The 16335-nt window shown below is 68.8% G+C and carries 19 protein-coding genes; 3 read left to right on the top strand and 16 right to left on the bottom strand.

The annotated features are described in order from the left end of the window. Window positions 1-214, bottom strand: a 214-nt coding sequence (locus ABZ348_RS26940; protein ID WP_358937271.1) for a transposase, incomplete at its 3' end; no start/stop codon positions are given. A 419-nt stretch (window positions 215-633) separates the two neighbouring features. Between ABZ348_RS26940 and ABZ348_RS26935 the strand changes: the two genes are divergently transcribed. Together ABZ348_RS26935 and ABZ348_RS26930 are read left to right on the top strand one after the other, a co-directional pair. Next, the gene (locus ABZ348_RS26935; protein ID WP_358937269.1) at window positions 634-975 is read left to right on the top strand and encodes a metalloregulator ArsR/SmtB family transcription factor; all 342 of its coding nucleotides are present in this window, start codon (window positions 634-636) and stop codon (window positions 973-975) included. Window positions 976-1435: 460 nt separating this feature from the next. Further along, the gene (locus ABZ348_RS26930) at window positions 1436-1870 is read left to right on the top strand and encodes an ATP-binding protein (protein ID WP_358937267.1); all 435 of its coding nucleotides are present in this window, start codon (window positions 1436-1438) and stop codon (window positions 1868-1870) included. Between the two features lie 42 nt (window positions 1871-1912). Here ABZ348_RS26930 and ABZ348_RS26925 read toward each other — a convergent pair whose 3' ends face one another. From ABZ348_RS26925 to ABZ348_RS26870, 12 genes are all read right to left on the bottom strand, one after another. After that, complete coding sequence (locus tag ABZ348_RS26925; RefSeq protein ID WP_358937265.1) at window positions 1913-2470, bottom strand: alpha/beta fold hydrolase; 558 nt, start codon at window positions 2468-2470, stop codon at window positions 1913-1915. 242 nt (window positions 2471-2712) lie between these two features. Next, entirely contained in the window at window positions 2713-4311 is a 1599-nt protein-coding gene (locus tag ABZ348_RS26920; RefSeq protein WP_358937263.1) for a polyamine aminopropyltransferase, read from the bottom strand. A gap of 5 nt (window positions 4312-4316) precedes the next feature. Next, complete coding sequence (locus ABZ348_RS26915; protein WP_358937261.1) at window positions 4317-4754, bottom strand: DUF350 domain-containing protein; 438 nt, start codon at window positions 4752-4754, stop codon at window positions 4317-4319. Between the two features lie 63 nt (window positions 4755-4817). Continuing rightward, window positions 4818-5234 (bottom strand): DUF4247 domain-containing protein, encoded by a 417-nt coding sequence (locus ABZ348_RS26910; protein ID WP_358937259.1) that lies wholly within the window; start codon window positions 5232-5234, stop codon window positions 4818-4820. Next, complete coding sequence (locus ABZ348_RS26905) at window positions 5231-5773, bottom strand: DUF2617 family protein (RefSeq protein WP_358937257.1); 543 nt, start codon at window positions 5771-5773, stop codon at window positions 5231-5233. The genes ABZ348_RS26910 and ABZ348_RS26905 overlap by 4 nt, the downstream gene beginning before the upstream one ends. 702 nt (window positions 5774-6475) lie before the next feature. Next, complete coding sequence (locus tag ABZ348_RS26900) at window positions 6476-6850, bottom strand: hypothetical protein (RefSeq protein ID WP_358937255.1); 375 nt, start codon at window positions 6848-6850, stop codon at window positions 6476-6478. Window positions 6851-7103: 253 nt separating this feature from the next. After that, window positions 7104-8363, bottom strand: coding sequence for an acyl-CoA thioesterase/bile acid-CoA:amino acid N-acyltransferase family protein (locus tag ABZ348_RS26895; RefSeq protein ID WP_358937253.1), 1260 nt, complete (start codon window positions 8361-8363; stop codon window positions 7104-7106). A 131-nt stretch (window positions 8364-8494) separates the two neighbouring features. Continuing rightward, window positions 8495-9121 carry a VTT domain-containing protein gene (locus ABZ348_RS26890; RefSeq protein WP_358937251.1) on the bottom strand — a complete coding sequence of 209 codons (627 nt, stop codon included), beginning with the start codon at window positions 9119-9121 and terminating at the stop codon, window positions 8495-8497. Continuing rightward, window positions 9114-9863 (bottom strand): SDR family NAD(P)-dependent oxidoreductase, encoded by a 750-nt coding sequence (locus tag ABZ348_RS26885; RefSeq protein WP_358937249.1) that lies wholly within the window; start codon window positions 9861-9863, stop codon window positions 9114-9116. The genes ABZ348_RS26890 and ABZ348_RS26885 overlap by 8 nt, the downstream gene beginning before the upstream one ends. 13 nt (window positions 9864-9876) lie before the next feature. Continuing rightward, entirely contained in the window at window positions 9877-10836 is a 960-nt protein-coding gene (locus tag ABZ348_RS26880) for an AraC family transcriptional regulator (protein ID WP_358937247.1), read from the bottom strand. A gap of 232 nt (window positions 10837-11068) precedes the next feature. Next, window positions 11069-11404 carry a hypothetical protein gene (locus tag ABZ348_RS26875; RefSeq protein WP_358937245.1) on the bottom strand — a complete coding sequence of 112 codons (336 nt, stop codon included), beginning with the start codon at window positions 11402-11404 and terminating at the stop codon, window positions 11069-11071. Between the two features lie 451 nt (window positions 11405-11855). After that, complete coding sequence (locus ABZ348_RS26870; protein ID WP_358937243.1) at window positions 11856-12455, bottom strand: TetR family transcriptional regulator; 600 nt, start codon at window positions 12453-12455, stop codon at window positions 11856-11858. Window positions 12456-12536: 81 nt separating this feature from the next. Here ABZ348_RS26870 and ABZ348_RS26865 point away from each other — a divergent pair, with 81 nt between their 5' ends. Beyond that, complete coding sequence (locus ABZ348_RS26865) at window positions 12537-13358, top strand: class I SAM-dependent methyltransferase (protein WP_358937279.1); 822 nt, start codon at window positions 12537-12539, stop codon at window positions 13356-13358. Between the two features lie 298 nt (window positions 13359-13656). Here the strand turns inward: ABZ348_RS26865 and ABZ348_RS26860 are convergent, their stop codons facing one another. From ABZ348_RS26860 to ABZ348_RS26850, 3 genes are all read right to left on the bottom strand, one after another. Continuing rightward, entirely contained in the window at window positions 13657-14247 is a 591-nt protein-coding gene (locus tag ABZ348_RS26860) for a choice-of-anchor C family protein (protein ID WP_358937241.1), read from the bottom strand. 520 nt (window positions 14248-14767) lie between these two features. Next, window positions 14768-15148 carry a VOC family protein gene (locus ABZ348_RS26855; RefSeq protein ID WP_358937239.1) on the bottom strand — a complete coding sequence of 127 codons (381 nt, stop codon included), beginning with the start codon at window positions 15146-15148 and terminating at the stop codon, window positions 14768-14770. A 233-nt stretch (window positions 15149-15381) separates the two neighbouring features. Beyond that, a complete protein-coding gene (locus tag ABZ348_RS26850) occupies window positions 15382-15807 on the bottom strand; it encodes a hypothetical protein (RefSeq protein WP_358937237.1) in 426 nt (141 codons plus the stop codon). Between the last annotated feature and the right edge of the window lie 528 nt (window positions 15808-16335).

The following is a 16335-nucleotide window of genomic DNA, read 5'->3' as shown; positions in this document are numbered from 1 at the left end:
CATCCGCCGACCAGCGGCGGTGGCGTTCGTACACGGTCTGCCATGATCCGTAGCGTTCGGGCAGGTCACGCCAGGGAATCCCGGTCCGCGTCCGGAACAACACACCGTTGACGACGGTCCGGTGGTCAGCCCACCGGCCACCCGGACTACCGGTCTCCGGCAGCAGCCCGGCTATCCGATCCCACTGAGCATTCGTCAGTTCATGCCGACGCACCATGCCCGACTCATGCCCGAAACAGCGAGAGATCCACCATCCCAGGCAAGAGCCATCAGACACTGCCTAGTCGAGTGCGGTGTCCGTGCAGCGTCCGTGCGGTGGATTCCTCGGCGGGGGAGTGCAGTGTGTGCGGCGAGGGGGCCGTTCGTCGGCGTGGTGCCGCGGTCGTCCGGCTTGCTGGGGGCGGTCTCAGAGGCGGCTGGGCTCGCGCGATGACGTGCGTAGGGCGTTGGGTCGGAACGCTTCCTGTTCCGGGAGTCAGCCGGAGAGCGGGTGCAACCCCTCAACGCGACCTCTCTCCTGGTGAATTGCATATTTCTGCACTTCGCTAGATGCTGTGAGGGCTGTGCTCGCGGCGGAAGGCGAGCGCCATGGGACGCCCCGGCCCGCCGGGGTGGCGAAAGGAGTCAGCGAACGTGCCGGTTCCGCTGTATCAGGCGAAGGCTGAGTTCTTTCGGATGTTGGGACATCCCGTGCGCATTCGTGTGCTTGAGCTCCTCCAGGACGGGCCGACGCCCGTGCGTGACCTGCTGGCCCAGATCGAGATCGAACCCGCGGCGCTGTCCCAACAGTTGGCCGTGTTGCGTCGATCCGGCATCGTGACCTCCACCCGCGAGGGGGCGACCGTGGTGTACGAACTTGCGGGCGGCGATGTGGCGGAGCTGATGCGAGCGGCACGACGCATCCTGACCGAGATGCTGGCCGGGCAGCACCAATTGCTGACCGAGCTCAGGGACGCCGACGTCACCACCGAATGAGCCCGCGCCGGCAAAGTACCCCTGGCCAGGGCTGTTGCGTCGCGCCCGTTCCCGTACGCCTTCGTCCACCTCCGCGGTGCGCATCCTGAGCCGGCTCCCACCACCGGCGGGGGAAGACACCGTACGAGCCGTGTCCTGAGATGTGACACCTCCAACCGCTCGCCCGCCGTGGCATCGAACGTGATCGCTCGACTGCACCGGCCAGCACTCCAACGCCGGGTGGGATCGCCTTCCCCCTTCCCGACACGCCCCCACCACCATCGAAGAGGCCGTACGACATGATCGAATCCCCACTCCTCCGGCCGGGCCGGGCGCCCGTGGCCGGGGGGCCCTTGCCCGTCCAAGACACCGTCCGCCCGGCTGTCGGCAGTACGGACGAGGGTCTACCCGATCGTTCCGCCCGCCGTCGGTACTGCCGTCTCACCGTGCCCGAACACCGACTCACCCCTGCGGGGCCGCGATGATGACCGGACTCGCGGCGCTCCCGACGCTGCCCCATCGACTCGTACTGACCCTGCCGGCGAAGGGCCACGCCGTCCGGACCGCTCGTGAGACCGCTGAGCAGATCCTGGTGCAGTGGGGCATCGGTCTGCGTCATCCCCACATCGGTCCTGCACTGTTGGTGCTCGCCGAGTTGGTCACCAACAGCGTGCGACATGCCGCCGAGCTCTCTCCCACCATCACCGTGCTGTTGGCGGCCGGACCCGACACCCTGGCTTTCGCCGTCCATGACAAACATCCGCTCCGTCCCGAGCTGTACGGATCTCGGGCGAAGGCGTCCGGCGGCGGACTGGCCACGGTGACCGAACTGATCACCGACGTGGGGGGAACCGCCGTGGTGCGCGGTGATGCGAAGGGGCCCGGCAAGAGCATCTGGATCACGGTTCCGCTGTAGCCCCGGTTAGGCACTCGAAGGCAACGGCGGACGGCCGTTGCATCAGTGGGCTTGGCCGAGTCGGGGCAGTACCTCCCGCGCCGTCATGGGGATGCCTCCCGGCACACCCCGGCCGGTCAAGGCGGTGGGCAACGGGGTCAGTCCGAGGAGGCCGCACACCATCGACGTGGTGATGCGGTACCAGGTGCGTGCGTCGCGGACCATGGCATGGCTTCCCTTCGCCATGCTGATCCCCAGGGCGGCCGAACCCGCACGTTCGGCGCGGGCGAGATACTCCCAGGTGTCCCCGGCCTGGGTGACCCGGTCGCTCTCGTCGTGCAGCGCGACCACGCGACGATCGCCCACCAGCGGGACGGCCTCACCCGGCGGGCACCACGGAGCCAACGCCACAACGCCCACGACGGGCGGTTCCCCCGCCAGCCGAAGTGCGGCCCGGCCACCCATCGAGTGGCCCACGAGGACCACCGGCACCTCGCCCACGGTGTCGACGAGGGACCGCAGTGCTTCCCGAGCGTCCCGAACGGTGTCCTCCCGTGCTCCGTTCCAGCCGCGGTGGCGGTAGCGCACCCGCCCGACGAGGATCTGATCGTTGCGCGTCACGCGCAGGATCCGCGAAGCGAACGGCCTCAATCGAACGGCAGGGAGGTTGACCAGGGGAGGAGGCTCCAGCGCGTCGGCGCGGCCTCCATGGAGGAATAGGACGGCACCGCGGGGGCGGGGTGGTAGCCGGCGGATCACCAACGCCCCCCGCGGAGCGTGCGGCTGAGAGTCGGATCGGTCGGGCGTCTGCGGTGGTTGCACGGGCGCTGTCCTTGAGCTGGCAGGGGAAACCCGACGGGCCGTCAGTAGTTCTGCCACTCGTGGCGGGTGTATTCGAGCACCGAGGGATCCATCAGCGTACTGGCCCGCACGTCTTGGGGACGACGGTCCCGCGGGAACACCGTCGACGCCGCGAGCACCGCGCCGTCCAGCGAACGCAGCGACGGCGCGTCCGGAGCCAGCCGCGGGGGAGACGGTGGACGCTGGGTGCCCGCGGTCGCGAGGACGAAACCCCAGTTGCCGAAGCTGGGCACGTCCATCTGGTAGGCGGTCGTCGCATAGCCGGCCGCGCCGATGGTGGTGACGATGGACCAGTACGCCTTCGGAGCGAAGAAGGGCGAGCCGCCTTGCACCACGATCTGGGCGTGGGGGTGCAGGACCCGCCCCAGCAGATGGTAGAACTCCACGCTGTAGAGCTTGGCCACCGCGGCCGTGTCCGGGTCGGGGAAGTCGATGACCACCGCGTCGTAGCGCTGGTCGGCATCCCGGAGCCAATTGAACGCGTCCGCATTGACGACCTGTACGCGCGGGTCGTCGAGCGCGTGGTCGTTGAGATCGGCCAAGGGCCGAAAGGTCCGGGCGAGCTCGGTCATCGACGGGTCGAGATCGACCAGCGTCACCCGGTCGACGTCGTCGTACCGCAGGACCTCCCTGAGGGCCAGGGCATCACCGCCCCCCAGGATCAGCACCGAGGAGCGCTTGCCCGAGAGGGCGGGATGAACGAGGGCCTCGTGGTAGCGGTACTCGTCCACCGAGGAGAACTGGAGGTCACCGTTGAGGAACAACCGGGTGTCGGGTTGCCCGGTGAAGGCCGTCGACTGGGTGACGACGATGTCCTGGTAGGGCGTGGTCTCGGCGTGGACGATCGGATCGCGGTAGAGCTGCTGACGTGCGGTGACCTCGATGTCGTCCGCCAGGACGTACACGGTCGCGAGCACGCCGAGAACGGCCGTCATCGCGGAGAGCAGGGCGATCTGCACCCCCCGCCGCGTCTCCCGACGGAAGATCCACAACACCACGACGACGCCGGCCACCGCATTGACCGACCCCACCACCAGTGCGCCCTTGAGCTGGCCGAAGGTGGGAAGGAGCAGCAGCGGGAAGCACAGTCCCCCCACGAGGGCCCCGACGTAGTCGAAGGCGAACATGTCGGCCACCGCACTGCCGGCCTCCTGACGTCTGATGCGCTGGAGCAGCGTCATCAGGAGGGGGATCTCCGCCCCGATCAGAAGACCCACCGTGAAGGAGATCGCCACCATGGCCGGCATGTAGATGCGCAGCCAGGCGAAGCACACGTACAGGATGAGCACCGACAGTCCGCCGACGAGGGCCAGCAGCACTTCGACGAGTGCGAAAGCACCGACCGCGCGTCGCTGGAGCGGTTTCGCCGCCAGTGACCCGATCCCCATCGCGAAGACCATCACGGAGATGACGACCGACGTCTGCATCACGGAGTTGCCGATGAGGTAACTGCCCAACGCGGCCAGGGCCAGTTCGTAGACCAGGCCGCACGCGGCGCAGACGAAGACCGCGAGCAGCAGCAGGAACCGTACTCCCCGGCCGTGGCGGGCTGGCACCCGCTTCACGGTGGTAGGGGTGCGCTCCAGGGTGGTGGTGCTCATGGCGGTCAGGAAACGGCGGCACCGACCATGACGGCCGTGCCCAGGTACATGGCTGCCTGGACCCAGGCGGCGGGGTGGGGGCGGTCCCCGTTGTCATCGAGCACGGCGGCTCCGAGACGGCCGGGGGTCAACAACCCGACGATCAAGGAGATCACCGTCATCACAACGACGCCGGCGAGGCCGTACAACAGCGTGCTGAACAGGCCGTAACCCAGACCCTGTTCCGACTCGCTGGCCCTGATGGACTGCTCGATCACCAGGCCGATGGCTATCGTCTGTCCACCGAGGAGCACGGCGGCACCCCGGTTGCGTTCCGTCCACACCACATGGAACAGCTTGCCGGGAGTGACGAGGTCGAGTGCGATGAATCCCACCGCCATCACGATGAAGCCGATGAGGCCGTAGAGCAGGGCGACGCCCGCCGATTCGAAGATCTCTGCCACAGGATTGCCTTTCGGGGTACGTCGACGAGGAGCTCGGGTGGTGAAGGGGCGGGGTGCCGGACACTACTTGCCGGAGCCCGGACCCCCACCGCGGAACTCATTGCTGGCGGGGTGCGGCCACACGAGGGCCAGGTGCGAGTTCCACCGGGTGTAACCGACGGAGTAGTCGACGACCTCGATCAGGCTGCCGCCGGTGCTGCCCTGCTGCGGACTGATGGCCACGATGTCGTCCCGGTACATCAGGTAGACCGTTCCGTCGTTGTCGGTGCGCTTGCGGGCCGAGGTGTGGCCGTCGATCTCCGAAGCGACCGTGCTCACCGGGTCGGCCTTGTCGAGGTAGCCCGTCGTGGCCGGTTCGTACTCCCTGATGATCCAGCCGTGGGGCACGTCGTTGTGTTTCGGTCGGTCCGGGCCGTCGGAGCACGCGGTGAGTGTCACCGCGGCCAGGAACACCGCACTGATGCATCGGGCGGACTTCATCGGGCCTCCAGTCGGGTCTGCGTCGCCACGATCTGGCGGCTCTGCGGGTAGGTGTGCCAGGTGCACCAGCTCAACCCCGTTGCATGTCGATCCACGGTGAGTGCGGTGACCGCCTCGTGGACGCCGGGGAAGATGCCGTACAACGCCCGCGGATGTGCGTCCGCCCGGCGGCGTATCTGCTCGACCTGCTCACCGAACTCCTCTGCGGTCAGGAGCTCGAAGCGGGCGGTGAAGCGGTAGGTCCACTCGTCGAAGGACCGCACGGCCGTGGTCGGCAGACCGCCTGTGACACCGGGCAGACAGGCGACGGTCTCCTGTACCGGGCCGGCGAAGACCTGGTGCGATGCGCCGAGCAGTCTGAGCTGTACGGTCAGCCCGCCGACCGCCACATCACGTACGGCAAGGGCGTCGTGCGCCGGACGTCCCAGGGTGAACGAGAGCTGGTCCGCGTCCGTGTCCAAGTACGGGGTTGTGAGGGCTATGCCGCTCATGCCGTACCGCCGGTGCCGTCGGCCGGAGCCGCGAAGTTGCCGCGCCACGGCTCGTGTCCCACTGCGTCATGCACGGTCGCGGACACCGCCGTTGCCGTGCCGAAGTCCGCGAACGTGACCGTGCATGGTGATCCCCCGAGATGAAATGTGCGACGAGCGTCGCTGAGTATCGCACAGGGGTGCGTCGCATCGGCTCCGGGAACCGGTGATCCGGCACCCGTCCAACGGGCCCGGTCCCGCAGCCCACCCGGATGGGCAGAACTGCGGCGCTGGTCCCATGGCCGCATTCCGATGCGGTGCAGTGGCGCGTCACGGGGTGGGCCGATCCCGTGCGGACGACGGTTGCAACCGGCCGTCCCGGGCGTTGCACAGCCTCTCTTCGACATGACGCGCTCCACCGCACGCCTCCACCCACCGGACTCCGGGCGGAGTACCCGGTGACCGGTGGGTGGAGTGCACGCGGTGGAGCGCACGTCGGTGGGTGGGGTTCAACCAGCAGTATCACGGTGCGATACGGGCCGGCTCATCCGGCACTAGGGTCCTTCTTTTGGATCAGGCTGGATCAGGGAGCGGGGTCTGGTGCCGTGGATCGCAAGGCGGAGGAATGAATCACTGCGGAGCATTGGTGATTGACGACAACGCGGCGTGGGGGTACCTCCCGTGCCGCTAGGCACAGGGGGAGCGCGGTGCCAGGGCGCGCGAGCCCAGCAAGATCCGAAAGAGGGGCCCTAGTCGCCCCGGAGTGCCCTCCTACGGTTTGGCCCACGGTGTGCAGGCGGTGTCGGCTCCCGCCGGCCCGGTGCAGACCCGATAGGCGAGCACCGGTGCGCTGCGGGCCATGCTCTGCTCCCCGCAGCCCGAGGTGACGCCGTTGGCATCGTTGATGGTCGCCGTGACGACGCTGCCCGAGCTGCTCTGGTACGTGTAGTGGGTTCGTACGCCCCAGTTGTCGCTGAACGTGTCGCACGCGTAGACCCGCAAACCGTCGCTGCCTGCCCCTCCGTACCCGCGGGCCTGACCGCTTGCCTCCACGGTCTGTTCGCTCGCCGTCGCCGGCGTCATGGTGAGGAGCAGGGTGCTCGTGGTGGCGAAGGCGGTGAGCAGGGCTCTGGTCGTACGTCGCATTTCGGGTTCCCCTCGTTAGGTCCGTCCTCCGGTGCCTGATGGCCTCCAGGGGCCGCCGTCGTGGTCGATGACTGCTCGACACCGGTCCTGCGGTCGGCCACGCCCCGTGCATCGGCACCCTCCGGGGTACGCGGGCACACGGGCGCGCCACCGGGAGCATTGCTTCCGATGGGGCGTGTGAATCCCGTTCGCGCCGACGGTCACCTTCCTGCCTGACCTGCGGGACAACTGTTCCCCTTGAGGGAGAGGTCCCTCAGGATCCGCCGTCCGCGGCGCGCAGCAGCGACAGCACCTGCGGCCAACTCTCCGATCGTGCCTGTGCGTCCGACAGCCGGGTGCCGCCCATCGAGACGACCTCGCCCACCATCGGGTTCTCGTAGCGCAGCCCGGCCGCTGTGTACGGGTGCGTACCGACGCCGTGCCCGGCGCCTTCGTAGATCAGCGCCCGGTGCGGGCGGCCCGATGCCCCGCGCTCCTTGCCGATCGACCGGGCGGCTGGTGCGGCCGGCCAGAGCTCGTCCCCTCCGCCCGCGATCGCCAGGACCGTGCCGCGTACCCGGTTCACCGGTATGGGGCCCGGCTTGATCGGCTTGTCGCCCTTCGTCCACGCCACGTCGCCCTTAGGGAAGCCACCGTTGACCTGGCGGCTGGGAGCGTAGAGGACGACGTCGTGGACCAGGTCCGGGTAGTGGTGCGCGACGAGCTGTGCGGCCTCGCTGCCGCGTGAGTATCCGATGATGGCCGATCGTTGTGATCCGGTGCCGTACCGGGTGTTCAACAGTCGCGCCCCGGCGGCGAAGTACTCCAGCTCGATCCGCTCCAGGGTTTCGGGGCGCTCCGGACAACCGAAGTAGCACAACGCCAGCACGGGGTGTCCCCGAGAGGCCAGGAGCGCGGCGGCGTACTTGTCACCGAAGCCGCCTTCAGAGCCGCCGAAGCTGAGCACCGGGGTGCGGCGGGGGGCGTCTGCGGGCGGCAGGTACAGAACCCCGTGCACCCCGTCCTGGGCCACGGTGAGCGGGCGATGGGTGACGCCCTCACGCATCCAGGTGCGGGTGAGTCGGTGGGCCGCGAGACGCTTGCCCCCGGCCTCGACCGCCAGCCGTACCTCGTACTCGGGTTGCGCCTCCGGCCAGCTGGGGTAGAACCAGGACTCGTCGGCCGGCCCCCTCTGCGGGTTCATCGACCAGAACAAGCCCATGGCGTCGGGCGTCTGGTACGTGCCCGAGCGGGGTCGGGCGCGCGTCAGGTCCACCGTGCCCGTCCTGTCCGCGGTGAATGCCGCCCGCCCGCTCCACTGCATTCCGCTGTGGTCGGCGGCTTGCGAGGTGACGGTCACCTCCTGGCCGGCGCCCAGGCCGGTGATCTGGATCCGTATCGGCTCATCGGCCAGGGCCACCGACTTGTCGACCCGAATGCGCACCTGGTCACGGTCCTCGGAGCCGCCTGCGCACCCGGTGGCCAGCAGCACGATTCCGATGGCCACGGCGGCCGTCCGCAGTCCTGGTGTCATCGTCTCCTGACCCCCCGATCATCCGTCGTTCCGTTGTGCTTGGAACTGTACGGGGCAGGAGGAGGGCGAGAAGTGCGTCCGGGCTCGTGATGGGTCGATCACACTCCTGTACAACGGCCGGCCGTCTCGGGTCACTTGTCGCCGGTCCCAGCACCGCCGTCCTGCCGTGCGGTGTGGGTGCGATGTGCCTCCACCTCCAGGAGCACCCGCTCCAACCGCCGTGAACGGCGCAGGAGAAGAGGGGCCCGGGCCCCTCCGTATGCGAGGAGCATGACGGGGACCGGCCGGCTCACCAGGACCGCCGCGGCGATCGTCCAGGGCGGGATGCCCACCAGGGCACACATCACCACGGCGGCCCGGGGCGTCCACGGCAGCAACGCGAGGGCGGCGACTCCCCAGGCCCCGTACTGCGTGATGAGATCGCTCACCTCGCTCAACTCCTCGCGTTGGGGAGCCAATCCGCCGAGGGTGCTCCGCAGCCACGGTCCCGCGATCTGGAAGAGAGTCGCGGCGAGGAAGGCGCCCAGGGCCGAGGCGACGACGAAGGTGAGCGCGATCATGCGCCAACGTCGCGGGTGGAGCGCCGACAGCCCCATGAGGAGCATCTGGTTCGGTAGCACCGGCAGGGCGTAGTCACTGAGGGGAAAGACGGAGAGCGTCGGGAGGAACCACCGTTTGTGCGCGGCGCCGTCGAGACGGATCAGGAGACGCCCCGCGCGGGTGGTGGGACGTTCGTTGACGGCGGGGACATCAGCCATGGCGCAGCGCCCGGTATCCGACTGACGGAGCGACCCGCATGAGGGTGGGCAGCAGGCGTGCCTTGCCGATGTAGATCTCCTTCCTGTCCCGGTGGAGACCGTCGATCAATGCGTGTGCCGCCTGCACCGGGGTGATCTTCCCCCGGCCGCGGCCGGCCGTCATGTCGGTGTCGACCAGCGGGAGGATCGCGTCGATGACGCGTATGTGCGGGGCTGCGTCCTCACACTGGTAGCGCAGCGCACGGGTGAAGGTCCGCACCCCAGCTTTGGCGGCGCAGTACACGGGAGCCGAGGGCTTGGGGATGACGGCCAGCCCACTGCTGACGTTGACGATCGCGGCTGACGGCTGCTGCTTCAGATGGGGGAGGAGGCCCGTGGAGAGGGCGATGACCGCATCGAGGTTCACTGCGAGTTCACGGCGCAGGACCGGACGGAGTGGCCGCGGATCGGAAGCGAGGAAGTCGCTCAGGTTCTGTACGCCCGCGTTGTTGATGACGACGGACAGCCCTGGATGGCGATGGGGCAGGGCGTCGGTGTAGGTGTCCACGGCCTCGGGGTCCGAGAGGTCGACGACATCCGTCGACACCAGTGCGTCGTGCTCCGCCTTGAGGTCGGCGAGGCCCTTGGGGTTGCTACCCACGGCCACGACATGTGCGCCGCGTGCCACGAGTTGGCGGGTCAGCTCCCGGCCGATGCCGCGCGCACCACCCGTGACGAGCGCCGTAGTGCCGTTGAGTTCCATCGAGTCCTTCTTCTTACGTGTGCGTGGAGTGGGAGGGCGGTTGCGCCGGCGGTGACGGCCGGAACGCCGATCGATAGGCCGCCGGTGTCATGGCGGTGTGACGTTTGAAGTGGCGTGTGAAGTGAGGTTGGTCGGCGTAGCCGCAGGCGAAGCCCACGACCCCCACGGAATGTCCGCTCTGCATGAGGAGTTCGGCCGCGGCCTCCGTGCGTACGGTGGCGATGAGTCCGCTGAAGCCGCCGACACCCGTGAGTCGCCGTTGGATGCTCCGTGCGGGGAGGTGCAGTTCGTTGGTGAGGTCGGCGAGTGTCCATCGGCGGGCGAGGTCGGCGCGGAGCATGCTGCGGGTCCTCGCCACCGTGTCCGTACCGGATTCCACCGTGGGGACGCGGAGGTCACGGGCCACGTCTGACCAGGCGAACCGCCACCTGCCGCTCCCTTCGGTGGGCGGTGGCGCGGTGCACGCGCCGCGTGCCATCACGGTCACGGGGCGGTCGCTTCCCACGGTGACGATGAGCTCGCCCGCACCCGTCAGGGACAGCAGTGCGCTGAGTACGCCAAGGACCAACGCGTCCTCGGCGGGCTCGGGTGGTGCGGAACTCGGCCCGACATGTTCGGCGACCAGGTGCCCGGGACCCTGCTCCACGATCACCACGCGATGGCGGGAGTGGGTGAACCGCTCCAGTCTCTGCCACCGCTGGAACAGGTCGTGGGCGTCGACCGCGCTCAGGAGCGCGGAGACCGCAGGGTCGGAGGTGTGAGCCGAGAGGAGCGATCCGACGCGGAGCAGCGGCAGCAACCCGTACTCCCGGGCCACACCGTCCAGGAAGCGACGCTTCGCTTCGAACGGCAACAGGGCGCCGTCCCCGGTGGGGGCGAGGGTACGTATCCCTTCGGCGGCCAGTGCGCCCTGGACCAGCCCGACCAGCCGGGCGCTCGCGTAGTCGTCCATGGACACCCCTTCCTCGGCCATCTGGTGAACACGCTACGTCCACAGGGGAGGGGGTGTCTTGAACGATCGCGCCACTGTGCGCATCGATCGAAGGCGTTGGGGGAGCGCGCCCAGCTCGCTTCTCTGCTGGGCTTCTCCGTCAGCGGTGATGTCGTGCAGGAGAGGAGGGGGGAGGGCCTGGACGGCGGCCCGCTCAGTGGGGTTCGGTGTGACCGCCTGCGCCGGCGGTGCGTCCGCCGGCGCAGGCTTCGCATCAGGTCTGGGCGCCGCCTCCGCCGATGAGGAAGTCGCCCTGCGTGCACCACGCGGTCGAGGTGCCGCCTGACGGGACGAGTGCGCCGAAGTTCCGGTAGGTCTCGATGTCGCCCTTCTGACAACTGACGAACGCACGGAACGGGTGGCCCGCACAGGTGACGGCCAACCCTTCACTGCCACCGTTGGTGAGGAACACGTACTCGCACGGGTCGACGGCCGCCGCGACCTGGGTGGGCGCGACACCCGCCCATGCCGGCCCCGATGAGACGAGGAGCCCGCTCGCGCCCAGGGCGAGAGCGGTGGCGAAGGCGGCGACAGTGCGTCGGATACTCAAAATGACCTCCGAGAGAAGAAGCACGAGCGCCCACGCTCCATCACTGAGAGTGCTGGGGTGGGCGCATAGCGGGATCACTATGCCCCACCCGATGGGCGGCTACGGGGCGGCGGGAGGGAGGGTGTGGGCGACCCACCTTCCCGCGGCGGGTGCGTTTCGGAGCCGCGGTCGAAGCGTCGTTGCGGCGCTGTCACCCGGTGCAGCGCTCGTGGACGCCCCGTGGGCAGGGCCGCCGGGCCGGGGCCGGTCCATCGGGCGTCGCGCTGGGCTTCGGTGCTCGGGGATGCCCGTACGGGGCTCGGTACGGGTGATGTGCGAGCGACAACTTCAGCCGCTCGGGGGACGGTCGGCCCGCCGTCGAGCGAAGTATGCGCACTCTTTCGATGGAACCCCGGCCAAGAGTCATCCTGGTGGGGGCCTCTCGTGGACACGGGATGGGGGTGGGCGGCGTTCAGTGCGATGGTGGGGACAGGGAGCCGGCGATGACCGAGTCCACCAGCGCGCGTACGGCCTCGACGTCCGGTGGGGAGCCTGTGCGGTCGGCGAAGAGCATATGAGCGGCCCCGATCAGGGTCGGAGCGAGGACACGGAGGTCGGTCGCGGTTGTCATACGGCCCAATGCGCGTTCGGCGTGGAGGTACGTGCCGAGCATTGCGGCGGCTTCCGTGAGCACCGGAACGCCTGTCGGTGTGATCCGTCGCAGCCGGGCCCGGAGCTCGTCCCGAGAGGTGACGAGGCCGACGATCGCCACCGCAACGGATCCGAACACGTCCATCAGGGCGTCGGTGAGGTGCTCGGCGACCGTGCCGGTTCCGGCCGCGGCGAGCAGTGCACTGGCCTGCTGGTCCAGGCGGGCGATGCGATCAGACACCAACTCGGCGAGGAAAGCGTCGAAGTCGGCGAAGTGACGGTGAAGGACTCCCTTGGCGCAGCCCGCCTCCGAGGTGACCGCTCGACTGGTCAGCGCACTCGGCCCGTCACGCAGCAGTACGCGCTCGGCGGCGCTGAACAGTTGCTCGCGCACATCGTGGATAGCCACTCCTGTCGGCACGGTGTGTCTCCTCAACTCTTCTGCGAGTCAAGCCGATTGACGGGCCGGCTTTCGCCCCATCATAGTGGGCACATGCCCACTATGGAGCCGGGACCAGGGCCCGGTATCGAACCGGCACCCCACCAACACCCCCTCACAGCAGGTTCGTTCGGCGCGGAAGCCGAACGCTACGACCGGGCCAGACCCGACTATCCCCGGGACTTGGTCGAGCGCATCGTCGCTGCTCTTCCCGAGTCGCCCCGCGTGCTCGACGTGGGCTGCGGCACGGGAATCGTGTCCCGACAGTTCCAGGAGGCCGGTTGTGTGATGTTGGGAGTCGACCTCGATGCTCGGATGGCCGACCAGGCGCGCCGACACGGACTTCGGGTCGAGGTCGCCGCCTTTGAGTCATGGGATTCCGCGGGCAGGGAGTTCGATGCGCTGGTGTCCGGACAGACCTGGCACTGGGTGGACCCGGTCGCGGGAGCGACCAAGGCCGCGCGGACACTGCGACCCGGTGGACTGTTGGCCGTCTTCTGGAACGTGGCTCAGCCCCCGCCCGAACTGACGCGCCGTTTCGCCGAGGTGTACCAGCGGGTCGCCCCCGATTCGCTCGCCGCCCGCTTCTGGGCCAGGCCGGCCGAGGACGCGTACGCGAAGGTGTGCAACGCCGCTTCGGACGGGCTGCGCCGGGCGAATGCGTTCGGTCCTGCGCAGCGGTGGCGCTTCGAGGGAGAGCGGATGTACACCCGTGATGTGTGGCTGGACCAGGTGCACACCACGGGCGGTCACGCACAGCTCCCGCCCGCCCGGTCCGCCGAGGCCGCGGCGGAGATCGGCGCCGCCATCGACGCGGCGGGGGGCGACTTCACGATGCGTTACATCACACTGGCGGTCGTCGCCGTGCGGTCCGCTGCTGATTGACTCCGCGCACCGGCGTCGCGGACAGGCTCTCGGGGGCGGGCTGCCGGCCGGCGGTGTCCCTTGCCGCCGCACCGGATCGGTGCGCAGGGTGTCCGTTCCATCGATGGGACGGACACCACGACCGACCGCACGGTGGCAAGCCTTGGCTTGCCACCGTGCGGTGGTAGGAACGCAGGTGCCGTGCCCCTATCGGAATGCGGGGGGCGAAGCGGATCGCGTGACCCACTTGGACGGATCCCGGTCGCCGCCGTGGGCACGACCGGGAGAGCGCCCCGTCCCGATCAGGACGTTCGGTCCGTTACGGGTTGCAGGAACAGGGCGATGCACCGGTGACACGGACGTCGTCGATGACGGGCCCGTAGGACCCGGGCAGAGTGCTGGCGAACCCGAGGGTCGTGGTGGGCCCATTGGCGACGAACGTCACCTGCCGTTGCACATAGCCCATGGCGGCACGCGTCTTCCCGGTGGAGTCGAACGAGAAGTCCTGGAAGTTCTGCCCGTCGACGAGGACCCTCCCGGTCTTCACCGCCGGGCCGCCCTCGGGATTGGCGGCCAGGGCATAGGTGACCGTGTAGGTCCGTCCCGCTGTCGTGGTGAAGGTCTGTGCCACTGCGCCCGCCTGGGTCGCGTTGAGATCGACGGACTGGTTCCCCTCGGCGGCCTGCCAGAATCCGGCGCCAATCAGGTCCACGGCCCCGGACGTGACCTTCCACGGCCCGATCGCCTGCCCGGTGCCGACGGTCGCGAACGAGTTCGCCGGTGCTGTGGGGTACTCGAAACTGCCGTCGTCGAACCTGCTTGCTGCCGTCGGGGCCGCCAACGCGGCACCCGAACCTGCCATGAGGAGCCCTGCTGCAACAGCGACGACCAACGAACGCGCAACCTTCATGAGTGCCTCCCGAAGAGAATCAGCTTGCCGTTCAACACGATCAGCATTCCGGTCAGCCGGAATGGAGGGGAAGGGCCGTGATCAGGCGTGCGGGAGTACGGAACAGGGATGCATGATCTTGGACCGTACTTGTGCGCTTCAACAAGCCGGTTGGGTCCACCGTGATCACTCTTGCGTCTCCGGCGGGGCGCTCCGGGGTGCAGTGCCGGTCGTGCTATAGGCGCGGGAACAGCGACGGCCGCGCTCGTCGGCCCTACTCGCGTTTCGGGGGTGCTGTCGCCCAGGTGCGGGTCCGGCCGAGGACTGAAGGACCTCTCTGGTGACACGAGTCGTCGGCCGACCACGTCCAGACCACGGGCGGTCGTGCCCCGGGCGGCGCACGACTGCATGCCGAGGCACGACCGCCGGCGGGTTCGTCGACCGAGGTGCACGGAAGTGGCGTGACGGTGTCAACGGGTGTGGTGGCGCAGTCCGGGCTCGCTACCCGGGGCATCTGATGCCGAGCTGACGCGGCTGGGCCTCAGGGCGGGTTGAGGCGTGCCTTGAGGAGGCAGAACTCATTGCCCTCGGGATCAGCCAGAACGTGCCACTGCTCCTGCCCCGTCTGGCCGATGTCGGCCGGGCGCGCACCGAGCTCCAGCAGGCGTTCGAGTTCGGCGTCCTGATCGCGGTCGGTGGCGTTGACGTCGATGTGCAGTCGGGACTTCCCCTGCTCTGGCTCATCCCTTCGACTGAGGATGATCGTCGGCTGCGGACCGCCGAACCCCTCGCGCGGTCCGATCTCCACCGAGCCGTCGCTTTCGCGATCGAGCACCACGAAGTCCAGGACCTCGCACCAGAACCGCGCCAGCGCCTCGGGGTCACGGCAACCGAGCACGAGCTCACTGATACGACACGCCATGGCGGAACCTGCTCTCGACCTGGGGGCTGCCGGGGGACCCAGCCCGAATCCTCACGGGCTCCCAACAGAGAGAAGAACCCCGCGACCGTACCCGACGAGTCGACTGCGGGCGGAGTGATTTCAGGGCCCCAGGTCGGGCAGCGGCGCAAGGCCCTGGGCCGGTTGGTTCAGAAGCCGGGGTGGAGCGACGCAGGGCGGTAGAGAAGTCTGCTCCGGGACACGACCCGGTCGGCCTAGTCGACGGCTATCCCGCGTGCCGCCAGGATGTCCAGCTTGTCGGGAACCGCCAGGATGCCTTCCTCAGCGCCGGCGATGCGCTTGAGGTTAGGCAGGAGCGCGAGGTCGTCCAGCGAGTAGACGTCGAAGAGGTCGTCCTCGCCGTCCCACATCGGGGCGCACTCGTTGTAGACCTCATTGCCTCCGTCCGCGATCAGCTCCTCGGCGGTGGCGAGCAGTTCGTCACTGATCTCCAGCGCTTCGAAGTGCGCCCGGGCCTCGGGGAGCACCGTGTAGTCGAGTTCCCTGGCCACTGCGTAGCCGAACGGGTTGTCGACGCCCAGGCGCTCGGCGAGGTTGAACTTCGGGGTCAGTGTCTCGTCCGAGTACATCAGCTGTTCGATGACGAGCAGTTTGAAATTGAAATCGGTGAACTTGGCCATGCGGCCAACGTAGACGATTGCACTGACAACCGACCGAGGTGTCCCCTCCCATGGGTTTTGGGCCCATGGGTTCCGGGTCGGGTGCTCCGTCTGACTCCATGTCATGGAACGGGACCGGCTGGTTCCCCGGCGGGTTGGCGAGGCCGCCGACGCCGGTGTGGTCGCCGGTGGGCAGCTCGTCGAAGACACAGGTGCCGGCGCGGTCCGTGGCGCACCCGGCGCCCAGCCTGTCGTCCGCCGGGACGTTGCCGGACGCCGTGGTCTGGAGGTCGGCCACACCTTTGGTCTCCTGCCACAGGTCGAACACCGCTCCCGAAAGTGCCCTGCCGTTCTTGGCGTCGGTCTTGTGGACCTTGACGGTTCCCCTGTGCGATCGGCACCGTCGCGTCGGACGGTGGTGAGGTGACCGGGGTGGTGCCTGATGTGCTGCTGGCGACCGCGGTGTTGGTGATGGCCCCTGCGCCACGTCCTGGGCCGTGACGACGTATGTCGCCGTACAGGTGACCGTCTCGCCGACACCGATGGTGG

The organism is Streptomyces sp. NPDC005963, assembly GCF_040638655.1.
GTDB lineage: Bacteria > Actinomycetota > Actinomycetes > Streptomycetales > Streptomycetaceae > Streptomyces.
The sequence above is the reverse complement of the archived record's forward strand: the minus strand, read 5'-3'. Positions and strand labels throughout refer to the sequence as shown.

Coding starts and splice junctions, on each gene's coding strand:
- ABZ348_RS26850 (WP_358937237.1), bottom strand. CDS start 15,807: ATGGCCAAGTTCACCGATTTCAATTTCAAACTGCTCGTCATCGAACAG.
- ABZ348_RS26880 (WP_358937247.1), bottom strand. CDS start 10,836: ATGGCCGAGGAAGGGGTGTCCATGGACGACTACGCGAGCGCCCGGCTG.
- ABZ348_RS26865 (WP_358937279.1), top strand. CDS start 12,537: ATGGAGCCGGGACCAGGGCCCGGTATCGAACCGGCACCCCACCAACAC.
- ABZ348_RS26855 (WP_358937239.1), bottom strand. CDS start 15,148: ATGGCGTGTCGTATCAGTGAGCTCGTGCTCGGTTGCCGTGACCCCGAG.
- ABZ348_RS26900 (WP_358937255.1), bottom strand. CDS start 6,850: ATGCGACGTACGACCAGAGCCCTGCTCACCGCCTTCGCCACCACGAGC.
- ABZ348_RS26860 (WP_358937241.1), bottom strand. CDS start 14,247: ATGAAGGTTGCGCGTTCGTTGGTCGTCGCTGTTGCAGCAGGGCTCCTC.
- ABZ348_RS26895 (WP_358937253.1), bottom strand. CDS start 8,363: ATGACACCAGGACTGCGGACGGCCGCCGTGGCCATCGGAATCGTGCTG.
- ABZ348_RS26885 (WP_358937249.1), bottom strand. CDS start 9,863: ATGGAACTCAACGGCACTACGGCGCTCGTCACGGGTGGTGCGCGCGGC.
- ABZ348_RS26920 (WP_358937263.1), bottom strand. CDS start 4,311: ATGAGCACCACCACCCTGGAGCGCACCCCTACCACCGTGAAGCGGGTG.
- ABZ348_RS26930 (WP_358937267.1), top strand. CDS start 1,436: ATGATGACCGGACTCGCGGCGCTCCCGACGCTGCCCCATCGACTCGTA.
- ABZ348_RS26910 (WP_358937259.1), bottom strand. CDS start 5,234: ATGAAGTCCGCCCGATGCATCAGTGCGGTGTTCCTGGCCGCGGTGACA.
- ABZ348_RS26890 (WP_358937251.1), bottom strand. CDS start 9,121: ATGGCTGATGTCCCCGCCGTCAACGAACGTCCCACCACCCGCGCGGGG.